The sequence below is a fragment of the Streptomyces sp. NPDC007205 genome, assembly GCF_040634095.1.
Taxonomy (GTDB): Bacteria; Actinomycetota; Actinomycetes; order Streptomycetales; family Streptomycetaceae; genus Streptomyces.
The window spans coordinates 200,327-226,173 of the sequence record NZ_JBEYEW010000012.1 but is presented as its reverse complement, the minus strand read 5'-3'; the positions used below and the strand labels follow the sequence as shown (position 1 = coordinate 226,173).

Here is a 25,847-nt window from a genome sequence, read left to right as displayed (position 1 = left end):
TGTCACAAGGAAGGAGGTGGTGGTCCGCAAGTCCGGCGAACACAACCGCCGGAAGATCGTCTAGGGCAGACGTCAAGCATCACCCGACGCCAACCTGTCAATCATCAGCTGAGACTCGACACTGATCACAGAGCGAACGGCTCGTAGGCCAGTGCTCGGTCTACGACCCTCTCAGCCGTTAGCTGCGGATCGAAGTCCCAGAAGATGTAGTCACTGATGTGTGGGCAGCCGAGTCCGCATTTCAGCGCTGCGATGAGCTGGTCGGCTTCCGTCTCGTCGGCGTAGTCGGTGTCCATGAGCCGTTGCACGAGCAGGATGCCTTCCTCTCGCCTCATGGTCCGCGGTGTCGTCATGCCGCCTCGCTGCCGGGCTTCTGCCCGTGTTCGAGGTAGACCGGTGCGGCTTCGTTCCGGGCCTCTGCGGCTGCGCGGATGCGTCGGGCCAGTCGCGGGATCGTACGCTCGGTGATCTGCTCCGGAGAGACAAACGCGAAGCTCTTCAGCTCCCCCGGCTGCAAGGCGATCGCTCCCAGGTCGTTCTGCGTGAGCTGACCGCCGTCGAACAGGTACAGCACCTTGTCGCCCTCGGCCTCGTTGGGGGCCCAGTCGACCGCGAGCAGGCGCCCGATGGGCGGGGTGATCCCCAGCTCCTCCTGGACCTCGCGGATGGCGGCGTGCAACGGGGACTCGCCGGTCTCGACGTACCCCCCGGGGATCTCCCAGTAGTCCTTGTAGGAGGGCTCCACCATGAGGACCCGCCCGGCGGCATCAAAGAAGGGCGCACCCGCTGCCATGCGCGGGTGCGCCATCTTCGCTTCGTGTGCGTTCGGCGCCATGCAGCCGAGGATACCCAGGTCAGACCACGCGCAGCCTGTCGGCCAGGTCCGCCAGGTTCCGGCTCGGCCGGCCGCGCTGCCCTCGCACCCAGGTAAGCACCAGTTCCCGCGCCAGGTAGTGGCTTCGCACCTGCTCCGGTGCCCAGCTTTCTGCTTCGAGGACCTTGGCGAGCGCGTCGTCCATGGGCGCTGAGGGCCCGAGCTACTTCGAGGTTGTGTCGCGTACGGCGTTCCGTGGGCAGACCCGTCGTATCGATCTGCGGGCCAAGGTCGATCGCAACCTGCATGTCGCGGTGAATGGCGACGTTCGTCGGCCCGAAGGCGGTCCAGACATGATTGCCGTCGGTGCCGAGTCGGTCGTGCCCGTTTCGCCTCGTCCAGGAACGTCCGCCCGCTGGCCGCCGAGCAACACCGTGTGGTGCCGTGGCTGCCTGCCCAGGTTCAGGCGGTCCGTGCAGCACTCCCCCAGCGCTACAGGCCCATGGTGGACGTGGGCGCCGGGTGCGGGCTCCGCCAAGGCGAGATCGTGGGACTGGCCGAGGATGCGCTCGACTTCGACGGCGGCATCATTCGGGTGGTCCGGCAGGTGAAGTTGATCAGGGGCAAGGCCATGTTCGCTCCTCCGAAGTGCAACAAGGAACGGGATGTACCTTTGCCGCCGTCGGTGGCTGAGGTCCTGCGGGCTCACATGGACGCCTTCAAGCCGGTCGAATCACCTTGCCCTGGCGCAAGCCGGACGGCCCTAAGGTGTCGGCCCGCCTCCTGTTCACGAACACCGCGAGCGGACTTGTCTGGCGCAGCAACTTCAAGATCCAGGAGTGGAAGCCCGCGATTGCGGCTGCGGGCCTGATCGCGGAGGCCGGAGCGGACGGCAAGTACGAGTCCGCTCGTGAGCACGGCGTGCACGCGCTGAGACACTTCTACGCCTCGGTGCTGCTGGACGCCGGCGAGAGCATCAAGGCCGTGAGCGAGTACCTGGGCTACTCCGACCCAGGGTTGACGCCGCGGGTGTACTCGCACCTGATGCCGAGCAGCCAGGAACGCACCCGCAAAGCTGTGGATGCCGTACTTCTCGCGGACCCGTCACGAACGGTCTAAGGGCGTCCAGGGGTCGCGGACTCGGATGTCAGCTTTGCTGATCAGGTCTACAGGATCAAACCGTCCGCTACGGTTCGCAGACGCCGAGTTACGATTACCTTCGGGGATCTCAGTGCAGAAACAGCTCATCGCAGCTTGCGCCGTCATAGTTGCCGTCCTCACGGGCTGTACGACGGGCGACTCCAGCGACAGCCGCAACAACGACGCGACACCAGCCGACGTCACGCCATCAGTCGCCAACTTCGTCGGCCGGTCTAAGGGAGACACACAAGCCGCCCTCAGCGGCTCGGGCACTACCTTCGGCTTCCAGGACGCACAGTCGAACCTCCGTAGCGATCACGCCTACGACTCCTGGATCGTGTGCAAGCAGGACGACGACACTGGACCGGTGTGGTTCACCGTGGCAGCCAGCCGGGAGGCGTGTGGGCTGCCGGCATCGTCGCCAAGCGGACCGGGTGTGAACCCGACCTCATCGTCACCTGAAGCCGTGGAAACGTCCTCCGACGAGGACTCTCGTTACGCAACCGCGGTGAAGGCACAAGTGCCGAGGTTGAAGCCCGTCTCCGACGACAACCTTGGCGTTCAGGGGCGGCTGGCGTGCACTTTGCTTGACGCTGGCGATAGCCCGAAGTCGGTGGTGGAGACCATGCAAGCTGCGTATCCGGACAACGCAGGCCGAATCATGGTCGTCGAAGCTCCTCCGGCCTTCTGCCCGCAGCACACCGCCGAGGTGAAACGAGCCCTTGACTAGCGGCCCACGGCCCAGAGACGGCCCAGTGGCCCATATACGGCCCCCTATCCAGGGGAAACGCGCTGGTAGTTGGCTTATCGCTGCCCAACTACTGCCAGCTCTCCCGGGCTAGGCATGGCTGTACCAGTGTCTCAGATCCAATCGGGTGGCCCCGCTGTGCGGGTGTGACGGTCCCGGTGCGGGCGGTGAGCTGTGAAGTTCTGCTGACGAACGGTCGGGTTTCCTGGTCGGGCCTTGTCCCGCCCCGTGGCCTGCCGTAACCACATGAGCCATGAACCTTTTCGGCCGCAACTCCTTCCAGCGGCGCGCGCAGCCGTCTCCCGCCCCCGTGACGACCGCCGCCCCGGTGGCCAGAGCCACCGCCGTACTGCCCGATCCCGAGCTGGCGGACCTCAGCGGCGAGTGGCTGATCGACCCCGCGCACAGCAGGATCGGGTTCTCCGTACGGCACGCGATGGTGACGACGGTGCGGGGGGCCTTCACGGAGTACGAGAGCCGTCTGTACTTCGACGGGCGTGACCCGGCCCGCTCCCGTGCCGACCTGGTGCTGTACACCGCCAGCGTCGACACCGGTGTCGAGCAGCGCGACGCCCACCTGCTCGGCCGCCAGTTCCTGGACTCGGCGACGTACCCGCGGATGACCTTCACGAGCACCGCCGTGCGGCTTGCCGGCGAGGGCGTCTACATCATGACCGGCGACCTCACCATCAAGGACACCGCCCGCCCCGTCGATCTGGAGCTCACCTACATCGGCCATGTGACCGACGCGTTCGGTGACGAGCGGGTCGGCTTCGACGGCACCACCACCATCAACCGCTCCGACTGGGGTCTGTCCTATGACGCCAGGCTGGCCCAGGGCGGCTCCATGGTGAGCGAGAAGGTCCGCCTCCAGTTCGACATCGCCGCCATCCGCACCACGACCTGAGGGACCGGTGGTACGCGACGGGCCCCCGTCCCTGCAGCAGGAACGGGGGCCCGTACGCCGTACGGCGCGAGACTCACGTCTTACGCGGAGCCGACGAACAGCACCATCAGGAGCCAGACCACAGGGGCCGTCGGCAAGAGGGAGTCCAGGCGGTCCATGATGCCGCCGTGACCGGGGAGCAGGGCGCCCATGTCCTTGATCCCCAGGTCTCGCTTGATCATGGACTCGCCGAGGTCGCCCAGCGTGGCGCTGGCCGCGACCGAGAGGCCCAGCAGCAGGCCCTGCCACCAGCTGCCGTGGTCGATCAGGAACTGCATGCACAGCGCGCCCGCCACCATCGCGAACAGCACCGCGCCGAGCAGGCCCTCGCGCGTCTTGCCGGGGCTGATGCGCGGGGCCAGCTTGTGCCGGCCGAACCGCCAGCCCACCGCGTACGCGCCGGTGTCGCTGACGACGGTGAGGAGGAGGAACGTCAGGACACGCCACGGCCCGTCGTTCGCCGTCAGCATCATGGCGACGAACGTGGCCAGGAACGGCACGTAGAAGGCGGCGAAGACGCCCGCCGTGACGTCCTTGAGATAGCCCTCCGGCGACTCCGTCATGCGCCAGACCAGGGTCGCCAGGGCCGTGAGGGCCATGGCGACCCACGCACCCTCGGCGCCGCGGACGTACCCGGCGACGACCATCGCCGCACCGCCGACCGCGAGCGGCACCAGCGGCGCCTTGATGCCCTTGCGCTCCCGCAGCCTGCTGGTCAGCTCCCACAGGCCGACGACCACGGCGACCGCGATGACGCCGACGAACGCGGGCTTCCAGACGAACAGGGAGGCGACGATGACCACCCCGAGCCCGACGCCGACCCCTATGGCCGCGCTCAGGTCACGGCCCGCGCTCTTCTTCTGCGGCGCTGGCGCCGGCTGGTGGGCCTCGGGCATGGGCTCCGGATTCTGGTTCTCGGCCGGGACTGTCCGGGTAGGCGCGGGCTCGGAGCGGAACTCGTCCTGGAACAGGGAGCCGCTCACCCGAGCGGCCCCCCGGTCGTCGGCTCCGCCCTGGGCGGATTCGTCGGGCACGATGGGCATGGGGCGAGTGTGCTGCGCCTCAGGCGCATCGTACGCGGGACCCGCCGGGGCGGCCCCCTGGACAGGCCCACCCTCGGTGGGCCCCCAGTAGCGGGCCTGCCCCGCCGGTGGCGGCGCCCCCCAGGAAGAGTCGCTCATCAGACTTCGAGCAGCTCCGCTTCCTTGTGCTTGAGGAGCTCGTCGACCTGGGCGACGTACTTCGCCGTGGTGTCGTCCAGCTCCTTCTCCGCACGGCGGCCCTCGTCCTCGCCGACCTCGCCGTCCTTGATCAGCTTGTCGATGGCGTCCTTGGCCTTGCGGCGCACCGAGCGGATCGAGACCTTCGCGTCCTCGCCCTTGCCCTTGGCGACCTTGATGTACTCGCGGCGGCGCTCCTCGGTCAGCTCGGGGAACACCACCCGGATGATGTTGCCGTCGTTGCTGGGGTTGACGCCCAGGTCGGAGTCCCGGATCGCCTGCTCGATGTTGCGCAGCGCGCTCTTGTCGAACGGCGTCACGACCGCCATGCGCGGCTCCGGCACGGAGAACGAGGCCAGCTGGTTGATCGGCGTCGGGGCACCGTAGTAGTCGGCCACGATCTTGTTGAACATCGCCGGGTGCGCACGGCCGGTGCGGATCGCGGCGAAGTCCTCCTTGGCGACCACGACGGCCTTCTCCATCTTCTCCTCGGCCTCGAGGAGGGTCTCTTCGATCACCACTTGCTCCTGCGTGTCTTGAGTAAGGCCCGGCTGCGGTTCCTGAAGTCGGTCGGCGGCCGGCTGCGTCGCGTCTTCTTCCTGCACGGTTCCCGACCGGCAGGACATTGTCCATCCCCCGGCCGAGGTCCGGCCCCTTTACGGGGCCGCGCACCACCGGCCGGGTTGATCCGGGGTCAGTCCCGGCTGCCCTGTTCACCCACCAGGGTGCCGATCTTCTCACCCTTGACGGCGCGGGCGATATTGCCCTCCGCGAGAAGCTCGAAGACGAGGATCGGGAGCTTGTTGTCGCGGCACAGCGTGACGGCGGTGGCGTCGGCGACCTTGAGGTCGCGGGTGATGACCTCGCCGTAGCCGAGGGCGTCGAACTTGACGGCGTCCGGGTTGGTCTTGGGGTCGGAGTCGTAGACCCCGTCCACGCCGTTCTTGCCCATGAGCAGCGCCTCGGCGTCGATCTCCAGGGCGCGCTGGGCGGCGGTGGTGTCCGTGGAGAAGTACGGCATGCCCATACCGGCGCCGAAGATGACCACGCGGCCCTTCTCCAGGTGGCGCACGGCGCGCAGCGGGATGTACGGCTCGGCGACCTGGCCCATGGTGATGGCGGTCTGCACCCGGCTGTCGATGCCCTCCTTCTCCAGGAAGTCCTGGAGGGCGAGGCAGTTCATCACGGTGCCGAGCATGCCCATGTAGTCGGAGCGGGCGCGGTCCATGCCGCGCTGCTGGAGTTCGGCGCCGCGGAAGAAGTTGCCGCCGCCGATGACGACCGCGATCTCGGCGCCGTCCCGAACGACGGCCGCGATCTCGCGGGCGATCTTGTGCACCACGTCCGGGTCCACGCCCAGGCCCCCGCCACCGGAGAAGGCCTCTCCGGACAGCTTCAGCAGATACCGGCCGCGTACTTTGCCGTCGTCGCTCTTCTGGGCCTTGGTGGTCATGGGGATCCCGCCTCTTTCACGTGTTGCACATACGAAGAAGACCATTGCCGGTGGGGTCGCTTTTCGCTCCCATGCGCGGCAATGGCCTCCTCGTCAGATCTGCTGCCGTCCGCCCCACGCCGGGGTGTGGCGGTGTGCGCGGACGACTGCTTACGACCCTATCGGGATTCCTCCCGGGATTGTTCCCGGAATGTCTCCGTGGGTCGTGCGTCGATCGCGGTACGGACTCAGATGCCGACCTTGATGCGCGAGAAGCGCTTCAGGGTGACACCGGCCTCGTCCAGCACCTTCTGGACCGACTTCTTGTTGTCGAGCGCGTACGGCTGGCCGAGCAGCGTGGCGTCCTTGAAGAAGCCGTTGAGACGACCCTCGACGATCTTGGCGATCGCGGCCTCGGGCTTGCCCTCGGCGCGGGTGGTCTCCTCGGCGATACGACGCTCGGACTCGACGACGTCGGCCGGCACCTCGTCCTTGGAGAGGTACTTCGGCGCGAAGGCGGCGATGTGCTGGGCGACGCCCTTGGCGACCTCGGTGTTCGGCTTGTCCAGCTCGACCAGGACACCGATCTGCGGGGGCAGGTCGGGCATGGTGCGGTGCATGTAGGCGAGCACGAAACCGTCGGAGAACTGCGCGAAGCGGTCCAGGACGATCTTCTCGCCGAGGTTGGCGTTGGCCTCGTCCACGAACGCCTGGACGGTCTTGCCGGCCTCGATCTCGGAGGCGAGCAGGGCCTCCAGGTCGGCCGGGGAGGTCTTGGCGACGTGCTCGGCGATGGCGTGGGCCACGGCCTGGAACTTCTCGCCCTTGGCGACGAAGTCCGTCTCGCACTTCAGCTCGACGAGGACGCCGGAGGAGTTGTCGTCGGCGATGATGGAGACCACGGCGCCGTTCTCGGCGGAGCGGCCCTCGCGCTTGGCGACGCCCTTCTGGCCCTTGATGCGCAGCGCCTCGACGGCCTTCTCGACGTTGCCCTCGGCCTCGTCCAGCGCCTTCTTGCAGTCCATCATGCCGGCGCCGGTGAGCTCACGGAGCTTCTTGACGTCGGCGGCGGTGTAGTTCGCCATGAGTCTGTGAGTCTTTCTCGAAGTCTGGGAGATCTTGGGATCCGCACGGTTCGCGATCCACATGTAGTCGCGGACCGCGTACGTCGTACCGACCTACGGGTGAACAGCGGGGGCGGACTTTTTGTCACCGCCCCCGCCGTCGAACGCTGACGGACCGGCGTCAGGCCTGCTCGCCCTCGGCGGCCTGCTCGCCCTCGGCCGGAGCGGCCTCGGCAACCGGAGCGGCCTCGGCGGCCGGAGCCTCGGCGGCCGGAGCCTCCGCAGCCGGAGCAGCCTCGGCGGCCGGCGCCTCGTCCTTCTTCTCACCCTCGAGCAGGTCGCGCTCCCACTCGGCGAGCGGCTCGCCCGCGGCCTTCTCGCCCTTGTCACCGGTGGCGACACGGGAGCGGGAGATGAGGCCCTCGGCGACCGCGTCGGCGATCACGCGGGTGAGCAGGGTGACGGAGCGGATCGCGTCGTCGTTGCCCGGGATCTTGTAGTCGACCTCGTCGGGGTCGCAGTTGGTGTCGAGGATCGCGACGACCGGGATGTTCAGCTTCCGGGCCTCACCAACGGCGATGTGCTCCTTCTTGGTGTCCACGATCCAGACGGCGCTCGGCACCTTCTGCATCTCGCGGATACCACCGAGGGTCTTCTCCAGCTTGGCCTTCTCGCGCGAGAGCACGAGAAGCTCCTTCTTGGTCAGACCGGACGCGGCGACGTCCTCGAAGTCGATCTGCTCGAGCTCCTTCAGGCGCTGCAGACGCTTGTAGACGGTCGAGAAGTTGGTGAGCATGCCGCCCAGCCAGCGCTGGTTGACGTAGGGCATGCCGACGCGGGTGGCCTGCTCGGCGATGGCCTCCTGCGCCTGCTTCTTGGTGCCGACGAACATGACCGTGCCGCCGTGGGCGACGGTCTCCTTGACGAACTCGTAGGCGCGGTCGATGTACGACAGCGACTGGAGCAGGTCGATGATGTAGATGCCGTTGCGCTCGGTGAAGATGAAGCGCTTCATCTTCGGGTTCCAGCGACGGGTCTGGTGACCGAAGTGGACGCCGCTCTCCAGCAGCTCCCGCATCGTGACGACGGCCATGGCCGTTTCTCCTTGTTGTTCTCGGTTATGCCGCGTCCGCCGGACGGCGGCCGCGCCTGACGCCCGCGATGCGCCTTGCCACGAAGGACCGAGGGGCGCTGACCGGGACCGTTGCCGGCCGCCGTGTCGGGGCGTGCGAAGTCGACCCGGTGACCCGGATCGCCAGAAGAAGTGTACGGGACCGCCGGGGCACCGGGTGACGCCGTTGTCCACAACCGGGCAGTGGTCCACAGACTCCGGCCATGACCGGTGGGATGCGGGACGGTTGTCGCATGCGACGAGCGATGCGATACGTGTCTGTGTGGGCGGTCCTGTTGCTGGGCCTGCCGGTGGCCGTGCTCACCCCGCTGGCCTGGGCGGCTCCCCCTCCCCCGGCGCCCGCCCCGCCCCCTGCGTCCCCGGTCCCGGCGGTCGCGCGCAGCTGGCCGGTGGGCGTGCACCCGTTGGTGTTACGCGGCTGGGAGCCCCCGGCGACGGTGTACGGCCCCGGCCACCGCGGCGTGGACCTGTCGGCGCCGGCCGGTTCTCCGGTACGCGCGGTCGCCCCGGGCCGGGTGTCCTTCGCAGGCCGGGTGGCGGGGAGCGGGGTGGTCTCGGTCGATCTGACGGGCACGGATCTTCGTACGACGTACGAACCGGTGAGTCCCTCGGTACGGAGAGGGGACGAGGTGAGGGCCGGGGAGGTGGTGGGCACGGTGGAGCCGACGGGCTCCCACTGCGCCGCCGCCTGCGTGCACTGGGGCCTGCGCCGGGGGAAGACCTATCTGAACCCGCTGTCCTTGCTGCCGCCCTGGCTGCTGCACCGCGGGCCACCGAGACTCCTGCCGGTGCTGGGGGTACCACTGCCGGGGTAGCCGAGCCGTTGTCCGGCTGCGGCCCGGTGGGGGCTGATCGCGCAGTTCCCCGCGCCCCTTCGGGGGCGCTTGTGCTGCTGCGCCCGCCCGGCGACAGCCGGGGTCAGCCCTTCACACCCCGCAGCACCATCGCCACTGCCGCATCCGTCACCACAGAGGGATCCTCGGCGGCACCGAGCTCGATGCGCCGCACCGCCGCATCCACGACCCCCTGCAGCAACATCGCCGCCAGCCGAGGCTGTGCATGCCCCATCTCGCCGAGCGCCTCGGCGATCATCGCGACCAGCCCCCCGTGCGCCGCCCGGATCTTCTCCCGCGCCCCGGCATCCAGCTCACTCGCGGAGATGGCGACGACCGCCCGGTGCCGCCGGTCCCCGACCAACGCCAGCTGCTGCCGTACATACGCCTCGACCTTGCCCTCGGCGGACTCGGCCCGCTGCATCGCGGCAGCCACCTCGGCCGCCCACAACGGAAAGTCGACCTGGCACAGCTCCTCGACCACGGCCGCCCGCGACCGGAAGTACTCGTACACGGATGACCGCGCCAACCCCGTCCGCTCGGCCAGCGCGGGAAAGGTCAGCGCTTCGGTCCCGCCCTCGGACAGCAGGGACCGAGCCGCGTCCAGCAGGGCGGCTCGCTGCATCGACCGGTGCTCGGCCACGGAGGCCGCTCGAATCCTTGGCACGTCAACCACTTTACGGACGACCCCACCCGAACGGGAGCCTCAACGCCCGAAGCTCGCCAGCTTGGCCCGCAGCTGCAGCACCGACTTGGTATGGATCTGACTGACCCGGCTCTCGGTGACTCCGAGCACATTGCCGATCTCGGCGAGGGTGAGCCCCTCGTAGTAGTACAGCGTGACCACGGTCTTCTCCCGCTCGGGCAGCGTGTTGATCGCCCGCGCGAGAAACCTCCGCAGTTCCCGGTCCTCGGCCACCTCGACCGGATTGTCCGCGGCGGTGTCCTCAAGCGTGTCCATGAGGCTGAGCCGGTCCCCGCCCTCGCTGCCGACGTGCAGCAGCTCCTCCAGCGCGACCACGTTGGCCAGCGACAGCTGGCTGAACACGGCATGCAGCTCATCGACCTCCATGCCCAGTTCCGCGGCGACCTCGCCCTCGCTCGGGGTGCGCCGCAGCCGGGCCTCCAGGGTGGCGTAGGCCCGCTCCACGTTCCGCGCCTTCTGCCGCACCGACCGCGGGATCCAGTCCAGCGCCCGCAGCTCGTCGATCATCGCGCCCCGGATCCGGGTGATCGCGTACGTCTCGAACTTGATCTCCCGGTCGATGTCGAACTTCTCGATCGCGTCGATCAGCCCGAAGACACCCGAGGAGACGAAGTCGGCCTGCTCCACATTGGGCGGCAGTCCGACGCTCACGCGTCCCGCGACGTATTTCACGAGCGGCGAGTAGTGCAGGATCAACTGCTCCCGCAGCCGTTCGTCCCCCGTCGCCTTGTACGACCGCCACAGCTCGTCGAGCGTCGAGGGAGCGGGCGGCCGCACGCTGCCACCGTCGCGGGCGGCTGGGGGGATCGCCGCCCGGTCGGACCCGGAGGTGTGCTGGGGCATTCGTCGCCTTGTGCCGTTCTGCCGTGAAGTGCTGTGAAGTGCTGTGAAGTGGGAGAGGGTGGGATTGGCTGGGGGTGAGGTGGGCTGCCAGGGTGAGCTGTCGGTCTGGTGTCGAGTTGGCGGGATCTGGGTGCCGCCTTCGTGAGCGTAGCGTGACTGAGCTGTCGCGGTGTGCGAACAACGAGGCACCACCCGCGCGCGGGGCGCTCCCGCCGGTCTCGCGCGCGCCTGGCGCAGCTCGCTCTGTGTGACCGGCCGGAGCGCCAACTCCGGGAAACTTCAAGGGCGTCGGGAGTTCCCCCGGACGGCCGAACACGCTCGGTCAGCACGGACCGTGACCCGCGCGGACCGACATCACCGCCTGGCGTGTCAACTTCCAGCCGTCGCCGTGTCGTTCGACGTAACCAAGTGCTCGGAGTTCGTACAACCTCGCGATCGCCTCGTCCCGCGTGGTCGGCGTGCCGAGCGCGATCTCCTCGACGGTGGCCGCGCGGTTGCCGGGCAGGGCGGCGAGGACGGCCCGCACGGCGGGGTCCAGCAGGTCACGCGGGAGAATGGGGCCCCGGCGGGCCGGTGCCAGTTCGCCCATGTCACCCACGAGTTCCACGACTTCCGCGGCATCGGTGACCAGGGTGGCCTCTCCGCGCAGCAGTTCGTGCACGCCGGCGGAGAGTGCGCTGGTGACGGGGCCGGGCACGCCCATGGTGAACCGTCCGAGGCGCGCCGCGGCCCGCGCGGTGGCCAGCGAGCCGCTGCGGGCGGCGGCCTCCACGACCACGGTGCCTCTGGTCAGCGCGGCGATGACGCGGTTGCGCAGGATGAACCGGCTCGGCGTCGGATGATCCCCCGGCGGCAACTCGCCGAGCACCAGACCCTGTTCCGCGATCCGGCCGATCAGGGCGGCGTGGCCGCGGGGGTAGGGCCGGTCGACGCCACAGGCCAGGACGGCGGCGGTGGCTCCGCGGGCGGCGAGGGCGCCCCGGTGGGCGGCGCCGTCGATGCCGTACGCGCCGCCCGAGATCACGACCCAGCCGCGCTCGGCGAGCCCTGCGGCGAGGGTGGCGGCCATATGGGTGCCGTACTCGGTGCAGGCGCGTGCCCCCACCACGGCCACCGATCTGAGCGCCCACATCCGCAGACTGGGCCGGCCGCGCACCCACAGCCCGATGGGCCGGGCATCCCCGAGATCGTCGAGCTGCCGGGGCCACTCCGTGTCGTGGGGCCCCACGAACCGCGCCCCGGCGGCCCGCGCCACCGCGAGATCCCGCTCCGGCTCGGCCCGCCGGGCCCGCGCGACCAGGGCGGCCCACCGCACGTCACTCACCCCCGGCAAGGCCCGCATCCCCGCCCGCAGCCGCCGTACCACCTCCCCCACTCCGAACTCCCGGACCCACCGCCCGCCCGCCTCATCCCCCGGCTCCACGACCCGGCTGAGGAAGACCCGCCCGAGCAGCTCGGCTCCCGGGCCCTCGTCCGTGGTCATGTCAGTGCCCCGATGGCCATCGGCACCCCTCGGGGGACTCCGGTGCGCAGTTGCAGGGCCAGGGCGACGTCGGTCGCGTCCGGACGGTCGTGCCCGACGAGGTCGGCGACGGTCCAGGCGACGCGCAGGACACGGTCGATGCCGCGGGCGGTCAGCACGCCCCGTTCGAGGTTGCGCTCGGCCTCGTCCATCGCACCGGCGACGGGGTGGTAGCGGCTGCGCAGTTCCCGCCCCGGCACCTCGCTGTTGGTGCGCCACGGGGTTCCGGCCAGACGGGCCGCCGTACGCTCGCGGGCCTGCCGCACCCGCTCGGCGACGGTCGCCGTGGACTCGCCCCGGGCGTCGGGTTCGGTGAGCTGGGCGCGCGTGACGGGGTCGACCTCGACCCGCAGGTCCACCCGGTCCAGCAGGGGACCGGAGAGCCGGGACTGGTAGCGGCGGATCGCCGACGGCGGGCACTCGCACAGGGAGTCGCGTTGCGAGAAGCGTCCGCAGGGGCAGGGGTTGGCCGCCAGCACCATGAGAAAGCGTGCCGGGAACCGGACGACGCCCGCGCTGCGTGCGATCACCACGTGCCCGGACTCCAGCGGCTGCCGCAGGGCGTCGAGGGTCTGGCTGTGGAACTCGGGCGCCTCGTCCAGGAACAGCACGCCACGGTGGGCGAGGGAGACCGCACCGGGCCGGGCGATGCCGGGGCCTCCGCCGACGAGTGACTGCATCGTGGCCGAGTGGTGCGGGGCACAGTAGGGAGCGACGTCGATGAGCGGCTTGCCCGGCGGCAGCAGCCCGGCCACCGAGTGCACCGCCGTGACCTCCAGTGACTCCCCCCTGGTGAGCCGGGGAAGGACCGCGGGCAGCCGCTCGGCGAGCATGGTCTTGCCCGCGCCGGGCGGCCCCTCCAGGAACAGGTGGTGTCCGCCGGCGGCGGCCACTTCCACGGCCGTGCGGGCCGAGGTCTGGCCGACGACGTCCGCCAGGTCGTGATCATGGTCGTGCTGAGCGGCGCCGACGCTGTGCATGCCGGTGGCCGCACCCGTGCCGGGCATGCGCAGCCCGGCCAGCAGGGGGTCGGGGCGCCCCTGCTCGTCCGGTTCCTCGTCGGGGACGGGCTCGTCGGTGAGGACCGCGACGAGCTGCCGCAGACTGCGGACGCCGAGCACCGAGACTCCGGGGACCAGCGAGGCCTCGGCGGCTGCGCACTCGGGCACGACCACTTGTTCGTAGCCCGCGTCGGCCGCGGCGAGGACGGCCGGCAGGATGCCGCGGACCGGGCGGACCCGGCCGTCCAGGCCCAGCTCCCCGATCATGACGATGTCCGCGAGGACGCGCGGATCGATCCGTTCGGCGGCGCCGAGCACCGCGCAGGCGACGGCGAGATCGAAGCCGGAACCGGCTTTGGGCACCGACGCGGGACTGAGTCCGACGGTGAGCTTCTTCTGCGGCCACTCGCCGCCCGAGTTCACCACCGCCGCCCTGACCCGGTCGCGGCTTTCCGTCAGGCTCTTGTCCGGGAGGCCGACCAGGGTGAAGGCGGCGACGCCGGGTTCCAGGTCGGCCTGGACCTCGACGACGACTCCGTCGACGCCGACCAGGGCCACGGAGCAGGTGCGGGCGAATCCCATTCAGGCCACCCCCCGCGCGTGCTCGACGGACGGGGCGCCCCGTTGCGGCAGCAGGACGCCGATCAGGTCGATGCGGACACCGCCCGGCGGGGCTCCTCCGTGGGCCTGGATCCAGTGTTCGGCCAGCTCGCGCAGCCTGGCCCCCTTCTCAGGGGTCACTGCGGCCATCGGGTGTTCATAGCCGCCGCCCCTGCGGGTCTTGACCTCGCAGACGACCAGGACATCTCCGTCCCTGGCCACGATGTCGATCTCGCCGGACCTGCCGGAACGCCAGTTGCGCCGCAGGACCGTCATTCCGCCCTCGGCCAGCCGCCGGGCGGCCAGGTCCTCGCCGTACTTGCCGAGTCCGTTGCGTGCCTTGCTCATGTCGGCACCACCTCCGGCGCCAACGGTCACGCATCCCACCGAAAGATGTTGATCTTGGTGGACTACCCGGCGGTTGTGGAAAACTCCGTCACCTGCGCGAGCAAGGCGGATCACCCGCCCGGCAGCTCCAGGTCGCTCTTGTTCAGCTCCTCGATGTTCACGTCCTTGAACGTGAGGACCCGGACCTGCTTCACGAAGCGGGCCGGCCGGTACATGTCCCAGACCCAGGCATCGGCCATCGACACCTCGAAGAACACCTCGCCCTGGACCGAGTGCACCTGCATCTCGTAGTCGTTGGTGAGATAGAAGCGCCGCTCGGTCTCGATCACGTATTTGAACAGACCGACGACATCTCGGTACTCCCGGTAGAGCTTCAGCTCCATCTCGGTCTCGTACTTCTCGAGGTCCTCGGCGCTCATGGCATGTTCCCCTTCAGCCGTGCGATCCCCCCATTGTGCGCCAGTCCGACGGGCCCTCAGACGATTTCCGGGTCGAGGGTCACAGGTCTGGCCGGGGGACCCTCGTCGAGCAGCGTGCGCAGCAGCTCGGCGAGTCTGGTCGGATACACCGTCTCATGTGCCCGGGTCAGTTCCTGGCACGTCCACCAGCGTGCTCCGGCGACACTGCGCCGCTCCAGTTCCGTGAGCCCCTGCGCCGCGGTGGCCGTCTGCGTCGTACGGGCCAGGTAGTACCACTCGTCCTGGTCCCAGCGGCGGCCCGCGAACGGGAAGGAGCATCTGCGCCGCCACAGCACCGGGCCGAGGTCGACGTCGGTGATGCCGGTCTCCTCGGCGAGTTCCCTGAGCGCGGCCTCCTCGTGCGTCTCGGCGCCCTCCAGACCGCCACCAGGGGTGAACCACCAGTCGTCGGCCTTGTCGTCCGGCTCATGGCCGTGGAGGAGGAGGATGCGGTCCTGGGGGTCCAGCAGGACCACTCGGGCCACCTTGCGCAGGTTGCCCTCGCAGGCGTCCTCGCCCGTCCGCGTGGGCTCAGCGGACACCGGCCGTCTCCGGGCGGGCGGCACGGGCACGGGAGCGGCTCATGCGCCCCGCGATCGGGCCGTAGGCACCGCCGACCAGGACCAGGACGGCGCCGGCGACGATCAGCAGCTCGATGGTGCCGAGCGGGCCGGGCTTCGAGAGGGCACCGAGCGCCCCGAAACCGGTGGGGCGCTTGAGCGGGCCCTTCCAGGGCCATACGACGGCGTCCACCCGGGCGGTCACGGCGTCCCGGGAGACCGTGCCCTTGGCGGCGTCGGTGAGGTGGGCCGTGGAGTCCAGGGAGCCCTGGCGCTCGTCGCCGAGGAGGAACAGGCGGCCCTGGGGGACGGTCACCGTCGGGATGTTCTTGGTCTCGGCGAGGCTGCCCTTGGGCAGATAGGGCTCGTCGATCTGCTTGCCGTTGACGGTCAGCTTGCCGTCGGTGCAGCAGGAGACGGTGTCGCCGCCGACCGCGACCACGCGCTTGACCACCTTGGAGCCCGCGATCCAGTTCTTGTCCTCGAAGACGACGACGTCACCGCGCTTGACCTCGCTGCCGTCGACCTTCTGCGCCAGCACCCGGTCGCCTGCGTCGATCGTGGGGGTCATAGAGCTGGTGGGCACGGTGTACGGCCGGTAACTCACCGCTGCCCAGCCGAACCCGCCGAGGAACAGCACCAGCCCCAGCGCCACGGCGACTCCGGACAAGCGCTGTCCGAGCCCCTGCCTGCTCTCACCAGTCATGGACCCGGACCCTACCCGGCGGTACCCGGGCTTGCCCACCCACCCGGGTGACTTCGGCGGGCGGGCCGTTCGCCGGGGCGTCCGGTCCGGCCGCTCAGTCGCGCCCGGCCTTCACCGCCCTGCGGCGCCGCCACACCGCCAGCGGCAGCACCGCCGCGATCGCCACGCCCTGCGGGGCCACCGTCAGGGCGGCGGACGCCGAGGTGTCCTGCCCGATGCCGGGCTGGTCGAAGGTGTCCGGGATCGGCAGGGTGCCCCAGCGGTTGATCGGCCAGGCCTTGACGATCGCGCGGCCCACGACCTTGCCGACGGGAACCATGCCGTGGTTCTTGTCGGACTGGTTGTAGCGGGAGTCCTTGGAGTTCTGGCGGTGGTCGCCCATCACCCAGATGTAGCCCTTGGGGACCTTCACCTTGAACTGGCCACCGATCTGGTCGTCGGTGCACGGCGTGTTGCCGGCGTAGACGTACGGCTCGTTCAGCGCCTTGCCGTTGACCAGCAGCGGGCCGGTGCCCTTGCACTGGACGGTGTCGCCGCCGACGCCGACCACGCGCTTGATGAGGTCCTTCTCGTTGGCGGACGGCATCAGGCCGATCCAGCTGAGGACCCTCTGCACCGGGTTCGGGGTCGGCGTCGGCTCGCCCGCCAGCCAGTCGTCCGGGTCGTGGAAGACGACGACCTCGCCGCGCTCGGGCTCGGAGCCGAACCAGGGGGTGAGCTTGTCGACCAGGACGCGGTCACCCACCTGCAGGGTGTTCTGCATCGAGGCGGACGGGATCGAGAACGCCTGCACCAGGAACGTCTTGATCAGCAGTGCCAGGACCAGCGCGATGACGACGAGGATCGGCAGCTCCTTCCAGAAGGAGCGCGGCTGCTTCTTCGGCCGGCCGGCCGCCCCGTCCGCACCCGAGCCCTCGGTGCTGGGCCGCTGCCCGTGCTCCGGCGTGCCCTCGCCGCCCGCCGGTTCATTCTCTGAGGTCATGGCGCCGTCCGGTGCGGGGGCGTTCGCTTCCACGGGGTGCCCGCGGTGCTCCTCGCCGTCGTGCCCCGACCGTGCGCCAACCGCCACATCCCCCACGCCAACTCCTTACTCTGTGCCGCCGCCTGCCCCACATACGACGCAGGCCCACTACTCCCATAACGAGCGGGAGTTCCGCAGGGGTCGGGAGTTGGGTCATTCCGTTCGGATTCTCGGAGGCAACCCTATGCGACACCCGGGGACCGGCGGTCGCCCCCGACACGGAGTCGGTGACGCTTGCGAAGGTTTTAGGTTCCCGCAACCGCGTCCAGTGTCCGATCGGCCAGCCGATGACGACGGCCCGGCCGACGACGGAGTCCTCGGACACCGTGCCCCCGTAGGGGGTGTTCTGGTGGGCGCGGGAGTCGGCGGAGTCCTCCCGGTGGTCGCCCATCACCCACAGCCGGCCCTTGGGCACGGTGATGTCGAAGGGGGTGGCGGCGGGCGAGGTGCCCGGGTAGAGATAGTCCCCTTCCGTGAGCGGCACGCCGTTGACGGTGACCCGGCCTTGCGCGTCACAGCACTTGACGTGGTCGCCGCCGACCCCGATGACCCGCTTGATCAGGTCTTTCTCGTTGTCGGAGGGCAGCAGGCCGATGAAGGTGAGGCCTTCCTTGAGCTGCTTGACGACGACCGGGTCGTGCTTCTTGGCCGTGTGCTCGTCGGCCAGCCAGCCGCCCGGGTCGTGGAAGACGACGACGTCCCCGCGCTGCGGCTCGGAGCCGAACCACGGGGTGAACTTGTCGACCAGGACGCGGTCGCCGATCCGGATCGTCTGCTCCATCGAGCCGGACGGGATCACGAACGCCTGGACGAGGAAGGTCTTCAGGACCAGCGCTATCAGGACGGCCACGCCGACCAGCAGAGGGATCTCCCGAACAGCTGAACGCCGGCGCTTGCGTTTGACCTTGCGCTGGAGTTTCCGCCGCTCCGCGCGCGTACGGCCGCCGCCGGGCGCGGAGGCGCGACGCGACCCGGTGGGCAGCAGATCGTCGGCGGGGCTGCTGGGTACCCCGCGCCGCTTGCCGCGGTTACCCATGCGCGCCCTCCGGCGAGGCGGCGGGCACGCGCGCGTAGGCGGACGGCCGCGTCAGGTGCGCCCAGTGGGCGTACGGCCACAGGATCCAGTCGGCGCGGCCGATGACGTCGCCGACCGGGATCATGCCGCCGCCGGGCGAGCCGAGATGGTCCCGGGAGTCGCTGGAGTCGCTGCGGTGGTCGCCGAGGACGAACAGGCGGCCGGCGGGCACGGCGACGTCGAAGGGCACACCGGAGGCGTTGTCCCCCGGGTAGAGGAACGCCGACTCGTCGACCGCGCGGCCGTTCACCTCGATCCTTCCCTTCTTGTCGCAGCAGACGACATGGTCTCCCCCCACCCCGACAACGCGTTTGACGTAGTCCGCGTCCCCGAAATACCCGGTGCCGTCGAAGACGATCACATCACCGCGGCGCGGCTGGGCACCGAAACGGTACGCCAACTTATTTACGAGAACGCGGTCCCCGATCCTCAAACCCTGTTCCATGGATCCACTCGGAATCTGGAACGGTTGCACCACGAAAGCGTTGAGGACCAGCAAAAACGCCAGACAGGCGAAGAGGGTGAGGGTGATCCGGCCGCCCGGCAGCCAGTCGGCGATCCGTGCCACCAACGCGAAACGCGACCGTTCCTCCGGACCCGGGGAATCCGGGTGGGAGGAGCGGTCGCGTTCCGTCGGCTGTGCTTCGGTGTCCATCGGAGCCAGATGCTATCCGGCTCCGCTGTGAGCCCCGTGAGGGCCGTGACACCGGGGAAGCGCTCAGCTCTCGCGCTTCTCCTTGATCTTCGCGGCCTTGCCGCGCAGCTCACGGAGGTAGTACAGCTTGGCGCGGCGCACGTCACCACGGGTGACCAGCTCGATCTTCTCGACGATCGGGGTGTGCACCGGGAAGGTGCGCTCGACGCCGACGGAGAACGAGACCTTGCGGACCGTGAAGGTCTCGCGGACACCGGAGCCCTGGCGACGGATCACAACGCCCTTGAACTGCTGCACACGGGAGCGGTTGCCCTCGATGACGCGGACGTGGACGTTGACGGTGTCACCCGGACGGAAGGCCGGGATGTCGCTGCGCAGCGACGCGGCGTCGACGGAGTCGAGCAGGTGAGACATTTCGTCTGCTTTCTTCGCTGATGCCACAGGTCATCAACGGAAACTAGGTGTACGGGAAGTCTGCCGTGCGGGTCGGGACGGGCGTCGTGTCCCCCTGTGGCAGGGGCGCACGCCGGACGGACGCACAACAGCGGTCTATTCTTCCACGCCCTCGGCCCGGCGCCAAAATCGGCCGTACGGCTCCCCGTCCGGGTCGGGCTCCCAGCCCAGGATGGAGAGCATCTCGCGGTCCTTCTTGTCGAAGGCCTTCGGGTCGCAGCGCTCGATCAGATCGGGCCGGTTGGCGGTCGTACGCCGCAGCCCCTCGTCGCGGCGCCAGCGGGCGATCTTCCCGTGGTGGCCGCTGAGCAGCACGTCCGGGATGTCCCGGCCGCGCCAGACGGGCGGCTTGGTGTAGACGGGGCCTTCCAGGAGGCTCGCCATCGCCCCGGGCGCGAAGGAGTCGTCGCGGTGGGACTCGGCGTTGCCGAGGACGCCGGGCAGCAGCCGGGCGACGGCCTCCGTGACCACGAGGACGGCCGCCTCTCCGCCGGCGAGCACATAGTCGCCGATGGAGACCTCGTAGACGGGCATCCGGGTCGCGTACTCGTCCATCACGCGCCGGTCGATGCCCTCGTAGCGGGCCGGCGTGAAGATCAGCCAGGGGCGCTCGGAGAGTTCGACGGCCAGTTCCTGGGTGAAGGGGCGGCCGCTGGGGGTGGGGACGATCAGCGCGGGGGCCTGGGCGCCGGAGTCGTAGCCGTCGGCGAGGACCGTGTCCAGGGCGTCGCCCCAGGGATCGGTCTTCATGACCATGCCGGGGCCGCCGCCGTACGGGGTGTCGTCCACCGTGTTGTGGCGGTCGTACGTCCAGTTCCGCAGGTCGTGCACGTGGACGTTCAGCTGCCCACGCGCGCGTGCCTTGCCGACGAGGGAGACGTTCAGGGGTTCCAGGTACTCGGGGAAGATCGTGACGACGTCGAGGCGCATTACGGCTCTTCTCCGGAGTCTTCCCGGGCGGACGCGATCTCGGCGCGGTCGTCGATCAGGCCCGGCGGAGGCGCGATGACCGCCTTCTGCTCCTCCAGGTCGATCTCGGTGACGATCTCCTCCACGAAGGGGATCATGACCTCGGTCCCGTCCGGGCGTTCCACGATGAACAGGTCCTGCGAGGGCAGGTGCGAGATCTCCGTGATCCGGCCGACCTCCACGCCGTCCTCGGTGACCACGTCGAGATCCATGAGCTGGTGGTCGTAGTACTCGTCCTCGCCCTCGGGCAGCTCCTCCGGGTCGACCTCGGCGATCAGGAGGGTGTTGCGCAGGGCCTCGGCCGCGTTGCGGTCGGCGACGCCCTCGAAGCGCAGGAGGAGGCGGCCGCTGTGGACGCGGCCCGTCTCGATGGTCAGCGGTCCCGCGGAGGCGGGATCCGTGGCGAGTACGGCGCCGGGCGCGAGCCTGAGTTCCGGCTCGTCGGTACGTACCTCGACGGTGACCTCGCCCTTGATGCCATGGGCACGGCCGATCCGTGCGACTACCAGCTGCACGTGTCCAATTCTCCTGTCATCTCCTGCCGGCGTCCTGCTCATACGACTGCGGGCCGGGGACGGCCAGTGGCCCTCCCCGGCCCGAGCCGGTTGCGATGAAGCGTCAGCGGACGTGATCCACGTCGACCAGGTCGACGCGGACACCGCGACCGCCGATGGCGCCCACGACGGTGCGCAAGGCGCGCGCGGTGCGGCCGTTGCGGCCGATCACCTTGCCGAGGTCGTCCGGGTGGACCCGGACCTCGAGCACGCGCCCGCGACGCAGGTCGCGCGAGGCGACCTGCACATCGTCAGGGTTGTCGACGATGCCCTTCACGAGGTGCTCAAGCGCCTCTTCGAGCATGCTGCTCAGGCCTCGGTCGACTCGGACTCGGCAGCGGCCTCGTCCTTCTTCTCAGCCTTCTTCTTCTGGGTGATCGCCTCACCCTTGCCCTCGTCGTCACCGCCGAGAGCCTCGAACGACGGACGGGCCGGCTTGGGCTCGGCGACGAGCAGCGGCGCGGGAGCCGGCTCGCCCTTGAACTTCTGCCAGTCGCCGGTCTTCTTCAGGATGGCGAGAACGGGCTCGGTCGGCTGTGCGCCGACACCCAGCCAGTACGCCACACGCTCGGCGTCCACCTCGATGACCGACGGGTTGTAGGTCGGGTGGTACTTGCCGATCTCCTCGATGGCCCGGCCGTCACGGCGGGTACGGGAGTCGGCGACGACGATGCGGTAGTGAGGCGAACGGATCTTGCCCAGACGCTTCAGCTTGATCTTGACTGCCACGGGAGTGGGTTCTCCTGGATTTGACGTGGTTGGGCACGCGAGCTGCCGCGTGGGGTTGCGGTACCCGAATGCCCGATGGACGCGTCAGCCGGAGGAGAGAGGGGTCCTGTGCGGCTGTCGAGTACAGCTAGCCATTGTGCCATACCCTGCGGGTCGCTTTCGGCCGAGGGTGGGTGAGGTGTGCTGGGGCATGGCTGGGACGCACCCGGCGTGGAGGTGAGGTCACGTCGGGTGCGCTGCCCGGTGTGGTGAAGTGCCGGCCCGTCGTCGTCCGCAGCCCCGGCACCCACGAGATGCCGGTACTTCCGCGGCCCGCGATCACGCCGCTCCCGCGACCTCCGGGATTCTGAACGGCTTGCCGCAGCCGCCGCAGACGATGGGGGCCTGGGCCAGGACCGAGGGGACCACCCGGACGTTGCGGCCGCAGTCGCAGACCGCCTTGACGCGGACGCCGCCGCCGGAGGAGCCGTGCCGGGCAGCCGGGCCGCGGAAGCTGCGGGTGGTGTCCGACGAGGTGGCGGCCGTATGCGCCTTCAGCGCGCGCTGCAGCCGCTCCATGGTCGGGCGGTAGCGACGCTTGGCCTCGGGATTGAGCGTGACCAGCGAGAAGCCACTGCTCGGGTGCGGCTCCTCGGGGTGGTCGAGGCCCATTTCCTCGGCGATCGCGAGGAAACGGCGGTTGTGGTAGCGGCCGGCGCGGGAGGTGTCGCGGATCCCACGGGCGGCGGCGATGCCGTGGACTGCCTCATGGAGCAGTCGTTCGAAGGAGAGTGCGTGACCGCACGCGGACGACGACTCCCCGATCAGGGACTCTGGCGCGGCGAGGTCCGGCAGCTCGGGGTGGTACCGCTGAATGTCGGCCCACGCCTGCGCCAGCTCTGCGGCGAGAACAGGTGGTGTCTGTGTCGTGCTCACGTAATGACAACGAGCGGGAGCTCGAATGTGTTCCTATTCCGGGTCATCTCAAATAATTTGCACGTACCCGTCAGTTGCCGCTGATGCGTCCGGACGAGGGCGGGTGCGCTGATCTGCGGAGAAGCCACACAGCTCATACCAAGCTGGTGCGTAGTCCACCGTACGACCCGGCATGTACGGCCCGGTGCAGCTGTGGTCGGCGGTCGCGCAAGAGACGTTTCGGCCGCTCTCCCCGCGATGCCTCACCTCGGTCAGCGTCTGTGGCGGCCGAGACGTTACCGCTCGCCGTCCGGCCCCGGCACCGGCCGGTACCCCGGAAGCGGACACCGTACGGCCTGCCGGATGACCGGGACGTGAAATCTCGCCACACCCGCGTCCGGAGCCCAAGCCGGGCCCTACGACCCCTGGACGGGGCCGCGAGCCGGGAGTTACCTGGCATACGTGGGAAGTGCGCGCGCACGGCGCGGGGGCCACGCAACCGGGCACAGCGGCGAACTGTCGGCGGATTGGGGCGCTTACCTATGACACCTACGCTCGTGCGGCAGCACGCGTTGCACGCGGATTCCGCACCCCGCGTGGACCTGTGCGCACGCGCGCGTGACTGGTCCGAGATCCAGGAGCGGATGCTGGTGCCGCTCTACGAAGCCGTCTACGAACGACTCGAAGTGGGCCCCGCCACCCGGCTGCTGGGCCTGCGCTGCGGTTCCGGGCTCGCACTGCTGCTGGCGGCGGGCAGAGGTGCCACGGTCACCGGGGTCGACACCTCCTCCCCCGAGCGGCTCGCCCTCGCCCGCGAACGGCTGCTGCCGGACGCCCCGCGCGGCGGCAGCGGCGGCGCAGCCGCGTACGGCGGAAGAAGCCGCCCACGCGCGCGTGCCGAGGCCCGGCTCGTCGACGGCTCGCCCCGTGACGCGGCCGGCGCTCAGACGACCGCGTACGGCCTGCTGACCGTCTTCGAGCCGATCGGCTGCCTCGCCGGCGACTCCGAGGGGCTCGGCGAGCTGCTCGCGGACGCGCTGCCGCTGGCCGCGCACGGGGCCGCCGTGGTGCTGACCGGCTGGGGCCCGCCGGAGCGCTGCGCCACCTCCTCGGTGCTGCGGGTGGCGACGAAACTGGCCGACCCCCTGCGCAGCGCGCGCAGCTGGCGGCCCGCCCGGCGGGACGACCTGGAGGAGGTCGCCCAGCGGGCGGGGCTGAAGCCCGACGGCTCGGGGCGGGTGGCCTGCCCGTTCGGTTACGCCGATGCCGACAGCGCCGTACGCGGGCTGCTGTCGACCGGCCTGTTCGACGCGGCGACCGCGGCGACCGACGCCAAACAGGTCGACAAGGAGCTGGCGGAGGCTCTGCACCCGCACCGGCGCGCGGACGGGACCGTGTGGATGCCGAACGTCTTCCGCTACCTCGTCGCCCGGGTCCCCTAGACCTCGTCGAGGTCCTTGGTCAGGCGCGTGATGCCGGCGATCCGGTACGCGTCCGCCTCCTCCAGCGTCTCGTTGGCCAGCAGCGCCTGGGCGAGGGCGTCCAGCTGGCCGCGGTGGTCGCGGAGTTTGCGGCAGGCCTCCTCATAGCACTCGTCGACGATGCGGCGCATCTCGGTGTCGATCACGTCGAGGGTCTGCGGTGCGGCGGCGAGGCCGTAGGCCTGCTGGGCGTCGACCGGGAGCGCGGAGAGGCGGCCGACCTCCTGGCTCATGCCCCAGCGGGACACCATCCCGCGCGCGATGTTGGTGACCTGTTCCAGGTCGCTCTCGGAACCGGTGGTGATCACGTCGTAGACGACCTGCTCGGCCGCCATGCCGCCGAGGGCGCCGATGATCCGGCCGCGCAGATACTCCTCGGTGTACGCGTACCTGTCGGCGTCCGGCGTGGAGAGGGTGACACCGAGGGCACGGCCGCGCGGCACGATGGTGATCTTCCGGACCGGGTCGGCGCCCGGCTGGAGCATGCCGAGCAGGGCGTGTCCGCTCTCGTGGTAGGCGGTGCGCCGGCGCTCCTCCTCGGGCATCACCAGCGGGCGTTCCGCGCCGAGCTGGACCTTCTCCAGGGCGTCGGAGAGGTCGGACTGGGTCACGTGCGCCTGTTTCCGCTTCACCGCGAGCAGTGCGGCCTCGTTGGCGAGGTTGGCCAGATCGGCGCCGGTCATGCCCGGGGTCGTACGGGCGACCCGGGCGAGGTCGACGTTCTCGGCGAGCGGGATGCCGCGGGTGTGGATCTCCAGGATCGCCTCACGGCCGCCGCGGTCCGGGGGCGAGACCTGGACCACCCGGTCGAAGCGGCCGGGGCGGGTCAGCGCCGGGTCGAGGATGTCGGCGCGGTTGGTGGCCGCGATGACGATGACGCCCTCCGAGCCGGAGAAGCCGTCCATCTCGGTGAGGATCTGGTTCAGGGTCTGCTCGCGCTCGTCGTGCCCGCCCATCGACGCGCCGCCGCCGCGGGCCCGCCCGATGGTGTCGATCTCGTCGATGAAGATGATCGACGGGGCGACCTTGCGGGCCTCCGCGAACAGCTCCCGCACGCGCGAGGCGCCCACGCCCACGATCATCTCGATGAACTCGGACGCGGACGCGGAGAAGAACGGCACACCCGCCTCGCCGGCCACCGCGCGCGCGAGCAGCGTCTTGCCGGTGCCGGGCGGCCCGGCGAGCAGCACCCCGCGGGGCATCTTGGCGCCCATACGCCGGTAGGCGTCGGGGTTCTTCAGGAAGTCGACGACGTCGTTCAGCTCGCCCTCGACCTCGTCGATGCCCGCCACGTCCTCGAAGGTGGTGCGCTTCTCACCCGGCACCAGCTCGACCGGCTTCGGCGGTGCCTTGCGGCCCAGCATGCCGCCCGCGCCGCCGAGGCCCGCTCTCATCCGCCGCGCGATGAAGATCCACAGGGCGACGATGATCAGCATCGGCGCCAGCGAGATCAGCAGGTTGGACAGGAAGCTGCGGTGCTGGACGACCGGCTCGGCGGTGACCGTCACCTTGTGCTTGGTCAGGTTCGCCCAGAGGTCGTCGTGCGCGAAGGACGGGCGCTCGGTGTTGAACTTGGTGTAGTTCCCGCCGCCTTCGGGCTTCTTCTGCTGTTGGCGCAGCTGGCCCTGGATCGAGTCGCCCTTGGCGTAGATCTTGGCGACGTTGCCGTCGTTGACCTGCTTGCTGAACTCGGTGTACGAGATCGTCGGCTCGTTGGCCTGGTCGAAGTAGGACAACACCAGGTTGGCGATCAGGTACACGACCAGCGCGGTGACGACCAGCCGCCACCAGCCGCCGCGCATCCGGCGCCCGCCGGGCTGCTGCTGCGGCGGCTCGTCGGGGGCGCCCTCGGTACGCCAGGGCTGGTCGGGCGACTTGCGTGGCGGCGCGGGGTTGGTCATATGCGGACGGTACGACAATGACCAACCCCTGGCACGCGCAGG

The 25,847-nt window shown here is 69.9% G+C and carries 30 protein-coding genes and 1 pseudogene; 5 read left to right on the top strand and 26 right to left on the bottom strand.

The window, feature by feature from the left end; translation table 11 throughout:
* Nucleotides 1–125: 125 nt before the first annotated feature.
* From ABZ624_RS21910 to ABZ624_RS21900, 3 genes are read right to left on the bottom strand one after another with little or no spacing between them, the layout of a single operon-like run.
* On the bottom strand, nucleotides 126–335 hold the full coding sequence (locus tag ABZ624_RS21910) for an e9imm peptide (protein ID WP_360091253.1): 210 nt from the start codon (nucleotides 333–335) through the stop codon (nucleotides 126–128).
* Between the two features lie 14 nt (nucleotides 336–349).
* Nucleotides 350–835: an NUDIX hydrolase gene (locus ABZ624_RS21905; RefSeq protein WP_360091250.1), complete on the bottom strand. Its 486-nt coding sequence runs from the start codon at nucleotides 833–835 to the stop codon at nucleotides 350–352.
* A 19-nt stretch (nucleotides 836–854) separates the two neighbouring features.
* Nucleotides 855–1,019 carry a hypothetical protein gene (locus ABZ624_RS21900; RefSeq protein WP_360091247.1) on the bottom strand — a complete coding sequence of 55 codons (165 nt, stop codon included), beginning with the start codon at nucleotides 1,017–1,019 and terminating at the stop codon, nucleotides 855–857.
* 189 nt (nucleotides 1,020–1,208) lie between these two features.
* On the opposite strand from ABZ624_RS21900, the pseudogene ABZ624_RS21895 reads away from it, so the two are divergent.
* The 3 genes and pseudogenes from ABZ624_RS21895 to ABZ624_RS21885 all read left to right on the top strand — a co-directional run.
* A pseudogene (locus tag ABZ624_RS21895) lies at nucleotides 1,209–1,933 on the top strand (site-specific integrase); the annotation flags it as partial.
* 112 nt (nucleotides 1,934–2,045) lie between these two features.
* Nucleotides 2,046–2,684, top strand: a complete 639-nt coding sequence (locus ABZ624_RS21890) for a DUF732 domain-containing protein (RefSeq protein WP_360091244.1) — start codon at nucleotides 2,046–2,048, stop codon at nucleotides 2,682–2,684.
* Nucleotides 2,685–2,955: 271 nt separating this feature from the next.
* Complete coding sequence (locus ABZ624_RS21885; RefSeq protein WP_360091241.1) at nucleotides 2,956–3,609, top strand: YceI family protein; 654 nt, start codon at nucleotides 2,956–2,958, stop codon at nucleotides 3,607–3,609.
* An 80-nt stretch (nucleotides 3,610–3,689) separates the two neighbouring features.
* On the opposite strand, the gene ABZ624_RS21880 is transcribed toward ABZ624_RS21885, so the two are convergent.
* The 5 genes from ABZ624_RS21880 to rpsB all read right to left on the bottom strand — a co-directional run bounded on the left by ABZ624_RS21880 (nucleotide 3,690) and on the right by rpsB (nucleotide 8,457).
* On the bottom strand, nucleotides 3,690–4,829 hold the full coding sequence (locus ABZ624_RS21880) for a phosphatidate cytidylyltransferase (RefSeq protein WP_360091238.1): 1,140 nt from the start codon (nucleotides 4,827–4,829) through the stop codon (nucleotides 3,690–3,692).
* Nucleotides 4,829–5,386, bottom strand: a complete 558-nt coding sequence (gene frr / locus ABZ624_RS21875; protein WP_014675285.1) for a ribosome recycling factor — start codon at nucleotides 5,384–5,386, stop codon at nucleotides 4,829–4,831. Before frr ends, ABZ624_RS21880 begins: the two co-directional genes overlap by 1 nt.
* Before the next feature lie 176 nt (nucleotides 5,387–5,562).
* Nucleotides 5,563–6,321 (bottom strand): UMP kinase, encoded by a 759-nt coding sequence (gene pyrH / locus ABZ624_RS21870; RefSeq protein ID WP_360091235.1) that lies wholly within the window; start codon nucleotides 6,319–6,321, stop codon nucleotides 5,563–5,565.
* 227 nt (nucleotides 6,322–6,548) lie between these two features.
* On the bottom strand, nucleotides 6,549–7,385 hold the full coding sequence (tsf, locus tag ABZ624_RS21865) for a translation elongation factor Ts (RefSeq protein WP_360091232.1): 837 nt from the start codon (nucleotides 7,383–7,385) through the stop codon (nucleotides 6,549–6,551).
* Between the two features lie 160 nt (nucleotides 7,386–7,545).
* A complete protein-coding gene (gene rpsB, locus ABZ624_RS21860) occupies nucleotides 7,546–8,457 on the bottom strand; it encodes a 30S ribosomal protein S2 (RefSeq protein WP_360091229.1) in 912 nt (303 codons plus the stop codon).
* 284 nt (nucleotides 8,458–8,741) lie between these two features.
* On the opposite strand from rpsB, the gene ABZ624_RS21855 reads away from it, so the two are divergent.
* Entirely contained in the window at nucleotides 8,742–9,311 is a 570-nt protein-coding gene (locus ABZ624_RS21855) for a M23 family metallopeptidase (protein ID WP_360091226.1), read from the top strand.
* A gap of 103 nt (nucleotides 9,312–9,414) precedes the next feature.
* Here the strand turns inward: ABZ624_RS21855 and ABZ624_RS21850 are convergent, their stop codons facing one another.
* From ABZ624_RS21850 to ABZ624_RS21770, 17 genes are all read right to left on the bottom strand, one after another.
* Nucleotides 9,415–9,972 carry a helix-turn-helix domain-containing protein gene (locus ABZ624_RS21850; protein ID WP_360091277.1) on the bottom strand — a complete coding sequence of 186 codons (558 nt, stop codon included), beginning with the start codon at nucleotides 9,970–9,972 and terminating at the stop codon, nucleotides 9,415–9,417.
* Nucleotides 9,973–10,035: 63 nt separating this feature from the next.
* The gene (gene whiG, locus ABZ624_RS21845) at nucleotides 10,036–10,878 is read right to left on the bottom strand and encodes an RNA polymerase sigma factor WhiG (protein WP_360091223.1); all 843 of its coding nucleotides are present in this window, start codon (nucleotides 10,876–10,878) and stop codon (nucleotides 10,036–10,038) included.
* 322 nt (nucleotides 10,879–11,200) lie between these two features.
* On the bottom strand, nucleotides 11,201–12,361 hold the full coding sequence (dprA, locus tag ABZ624_RS21840) for a DNA-processing protein DprA (RefSeq protein ID WP_360091220.1): 1,161 nt from the start codon (nucleotides 12,359–12,361) through the stop codon (nucleotides 11,201–11,203).
* Nucleotides 12,358–13,983 (bottom strand): YifB family Mg chelatase-like AAA ATPase, encoded by a 1,626-nt coding sequence (locus tag ABZ624_RS21835; RefSeq protein ID WP_360091217.1) that lies wholly within the window; start codon nucleotides 13,981–13,983, stop codon nucleotides 12,358–12,360. Before ABZ624_RS21835 ends, dprA begins: the two co-directional genes overlap by 4 nt.
* Nucleotides 13,984–14,349 carry a YraN family protein gene (locus tag ABZ624_RS21830; RefSeq protein WP_360091214.1) on the bottom strand — a complete coding sequence of 122 codons (366 nt, stop codon included), beginning with the start codon at nucleotides 14,347–14,349 and terminating at the stop codon, nucleotides 13,984–13,986.
* Between the two features lie 110 nt (nucleotides 14,350–14,459).
* A complete protein-coding gene (locus ABZ624_RS21825) occupies nucleotides 14,460–14,768 on the bottom strand; it encodes a DUF2469 domain-containing protein (protein WP_003965949.1) in 309 nt (102 codons plus the stop codon).
* A gap of 56 nt (nucleotides 14,769–14,824) precedes the next feature.
* On the bottom strand, nucleotides 14,825–15,349 hold the full coding sequence (locus ABZ624_RS21820; RefSeq protein ID WP_360091211.1) for an NUDIX hydrolase: 525 nt from the start codon (nucleotides 15,347–15,349) through the stop codon (nucleotides 14,825–14,827).
* A complete protein-coding gene (gene lepB, locus ABZ624_RS21815; RefSeq protein WP_360091208.1) occupies nucleotides 15,339–16,073 on the bottom strand; it encodes a signal peptidase I in 735 nt (244 codons plus the stop codon). Before lepB (ABZ624_RS21815) ends, ABZ624_RS21820 begins: the two co-directional genes overlap by 11 nt.
* Before the next feature lie 94 nt (nucleotides 16,074–16,167).
* Nucleotides 16,168–17,151 (bottom strand): signal peptidase I, encoded by a 984-nt coding sequence (lepB, locus tag ABZ624_RS21810; protein WP_360091205.1) that lies wholly within the window; start codon nucleotides 17,149–17,151, stop codon nucleotides 16,168–16,170.
* A complete protein-coding gene (lepB, locus tag ABZ624_RS21805) occupies nucleotides 17,039–18,130 on the bottom strand; it encodes a signal peptidase I (protein ID WP_360091202.1) in 1,092 nt (363 codons plus the stop codon). The genes lepB (ABZ624_RS21810) and lepB (ABZ624_RS21805) overlap by 113 nt, the downstream gene beginning before the upstream one ends.
* Nucleotides 18,123–18,824 carry a signal peptidase I gene (gene lepB, locus ABZ624_RS21800; RefSeq protein ID WP_360091199.1) on the bottom strand — a complete coding sequence of 234 codons (702 nt, stop codon included), beginning with the start codon at nucleotides 18,822–18,824 and terminating at the stop codon, nucleotides 18,123–18,125. Before lepB (ABZ624_RS21800) ends, lepB (ABZ624_RS21805) begins: the two co-directional genes overlap by 8 nt.
* A gap of 63 nt (nucleotides 18,825–18,887) precedes the next feature.
* Nucleotides 18,888–19,238 (bottom strand): 50S ribosomal protein L19, encoded by a 351-nt coding sequence (rplS, locus tag ABZ624_RS21795; protein ID WP_059252839.1) that lies wholly within the window; start codon nucleotides 19,236–19,238, stop codon nucleotides 18,888–18,890.
* 135 nt (nucleotides 19,239–19,373) lie between these two features.
* Nucleotides 19,374–20,207: a tRNA (guanosine(37)-N1)-methyltransferase TrmD gene (gene trmD, locus ABZ624_RS21790; protein WP_360091196.1), complete on the bottom strand. Its 834-nt coding sequence runs from the start codon at nucleotides 20,205–20,207 to the stop codon at nucleotides 19,374–19,376.
* A complete protein-coding gene (gene rimM / locus ABZ624_RS21785; RefSeq protein WP_360091193.1) occupies nucleotides 20,207–20,761 on the bottom strand; it encodes a ribosome maturation factor RimM in 555 nt (184 codons plus the stop codon). Before rimM ends, trmD begins: the two co-directional genes overlap by 1 nt.
* Nucleotides 20,762–20,864: 103 nt before the next feature.
* The gene (locus ABZ624_RS21780; protein WP_005479813.1) at nucleotides 20,865–21,104 is read right to left on the bottom strand and encodes an RNA-binding protein; all 240 of its coding nucleotides are present in this window, start codon (nucleotides 21,102–21,104) and stop codon (nucleotides 20,865–20,867) included.
* A 5-nt stretch (nucleotides 21,105–21,109) separates the two neighbouring features.
* Nucleotides 21,110–21,529, bottom strand: a complete 420-nt coding sequence (rpsP, locus tag ABZ624_RS21775; protein WP_030785131.1) for a 30S ribosomal protein S16 — start codon at nucleotides 21,527–21,529, stop codon at nucleotides 21,110–21,112.
* Nucleotides 21,530–21,847: 318 nt separating this feature from the next.
* Complete coding sequence (locus tag ABZ624_RS21770) at nucleotides 21,848–22,444, bottom strand: hypothetical protein (RefSeq protein WP_360091190.1); 597 nt, start codon at nucleotides 22,442–22,444, stop codon at nucleotides 21,848–21,850.
* A gap of 521 nt (nucleotides 22,445–22,965) precedes the next feature.
* Here ABZ624_RS21770 and ABZ624_RS21765 point away from each other — a divergent pair.
* Complete coding sequence (locus ABZ624_RS21765) at nucleotides 22,966–23,865, top strand: SAM-dependent methyltransferase (protein WP_360091187.1); 900 nt, start codon at nucleotides 22,966–22,968, stop codon at nucleotides 23,863–23,865.
* On the opposite strand, the gene ftsH is transcribed toward ABZ624_RS21765, so the two are convergent.
* Nucleotides 23,862–25,805, bottom strand: coding sequence for an ATP-dependent zinc metalloprotease FtsH (gene ftsH, locus ABZ624_RS21760; protein ID WP_360091184.1), 1,944 nt, complete (start codon nucleotides 25,803–25,805; stop codon nucleotides 23,862–23,864). The genes ABZ624_RS21765 and ftsH overlap by 4 nt on opposite strands.
* Nucleotides 25,806–25,847: the final 42 nt, after the last annotated feature.

Coding starts and splice junctions, on each gene's coding strand:
- ABZ624_RS21910 (WP_360091253.1), bottom strand. CDS start 335: ATGAGGCGAGAGGAAGGCATCCTGCTCGTGCAACGGCTCATGGACACC.
- ABZ624_RS21905 (WP_360091250.1), bottom strand. CDS start 835: ATGGCGCCGAACGCACACGAAGCGAAGATGGCGCACCCGCGCATGGCA.
- ABZ624_RS21900 (WP_360091247.1), bottom strand. CDS start 1,019: ATGGACGACGCGCTCGCCAAGGTCCTCGAAGCAGAAAGCTGGGCACCG.
- ABZ624_RS21885 (WP_360091241.1), top strand. CDS start 2,956: ATGAACCTTTTCGGCCGCAACTCCTTCCAGCGGCGCGCGCAGCCGTCT.
- ABZ624_RS21880 (WP_360091238.1), bottom strand. CDS start 4,829: ATGAGCGACTCTTCCTGGGGGGCGCCGCCACCGGCGGGGCAGGCCCGC.
- pyrH (WP_360091235.1), bottom strand. CDS start 6,321: ATGACCACCAAGGCCCAGAAGAGCGACGACGGCAAAGTACGCGGCCGG.
- tsf (WP_360091232.1), bottom strand. CDS start 7,385: ATGGCGAACTACACCGCCGCCGACGTCAAGAAGCTCCGTGAGCTCACC.
- rpsB (WP_360091229.1), bottom strand. CDS start 8,457: ATGGCCGTCGTCACGATGCGGGAGCTGCTGGAGAGCGGCGTCCACTTC.
- ABZ624_RS21855 (WP_360091226.1), top strand. CDS start 8,742: ATGCGATACGTGTCTGTGTGGGCGGTCCTGTTGCTGGGCCTGCCGGTG.
- whiG (WP_360091223.1), bottom strand. CDS start 10,878: ATGCCCCAGCACACCTCCGGGTCCGACCGGGCGGCGATCCCCCCAGCC.
- dprA (WP_360091220.1), bottom strand. CDS start 12,361: ATGACCACGGACGAGGGCCCGGGAGCCGAGCTGCTCGGGCGGGTCTTC.
- ABZ624_RS21835 (WP_360091217.1), bottom strand. CDS start 13,983: ATGGGATTCGCCCGCACCTGCTCCGTGGCCCTGGTCGGCGTCGACGGA.
- ABZ624_RS21830 (WP_360091214.1), bottom strand. CDS start 14,349: ATGAGCAAGGCACGCAACGGACTCGGCAAGTACGGCGAGGACCTGGCC.
- ABZ624_RS21825 (WP_003965949.1), bottom strand. CDS start 14,768: ATGAGCGCCGAGGACCTCGAGAAGTACGAGACCGAGATGGAGCTGAAG.
- lepB (WP_360091208.1), bottom strand. CDS start 16,073: ATGACTGGTGAGAGCAGGCAGGGGCTCGGACAGCGCTTGTCCGGAGTC.
- lepB (WP_360091202.1), bottom strand. CDS start 18,130: ATGGGTAACCGCGGCAAGCGGCGCGGGGTACCCAGCAGCCCCGCCGAC.
- lepB (WP_360091199.1), bottom strand. CDS start 18,824: ATGGACACCGAAGCACAGCCGACGGAACGCGACCGCTCCTCCCACCCG.
- rplS (WP_059252839.1), bottom strand. CDS start 19,238: ATGTCTCACCTGCTCGACTCCGTCGACGCCGCGTCGCTGCGCAGCGAC.
- trmD (WP_360091196.1), bottom strand. CDS start 20,207: ATGCGCCTCGACGTCGTCACGATCTTCCCCGAGTACCTGGAACCCCTG.
- ABZ624_RS21780 (WP_005479813.1), bottom strand. CDS start 21,104: ATGCTCGAAGAGGCGCTTGAGCACCTCGTGAAGGGCATCGTCGACAAC.
- ABZ624_RS21765 (WP_360091187.1), top strand. CDS start 22,966: ATGACACCTACGCTCGTGCGGCAGCACGCGTTGCACGCGGATTCCGCA.
- ftsH (WP_360091184.1), bottom strand. CDS start 25,805: ATGACCAACCCCGCGCCGCCACGCAAGTCGCCCGACCAGCCCTGGCGT.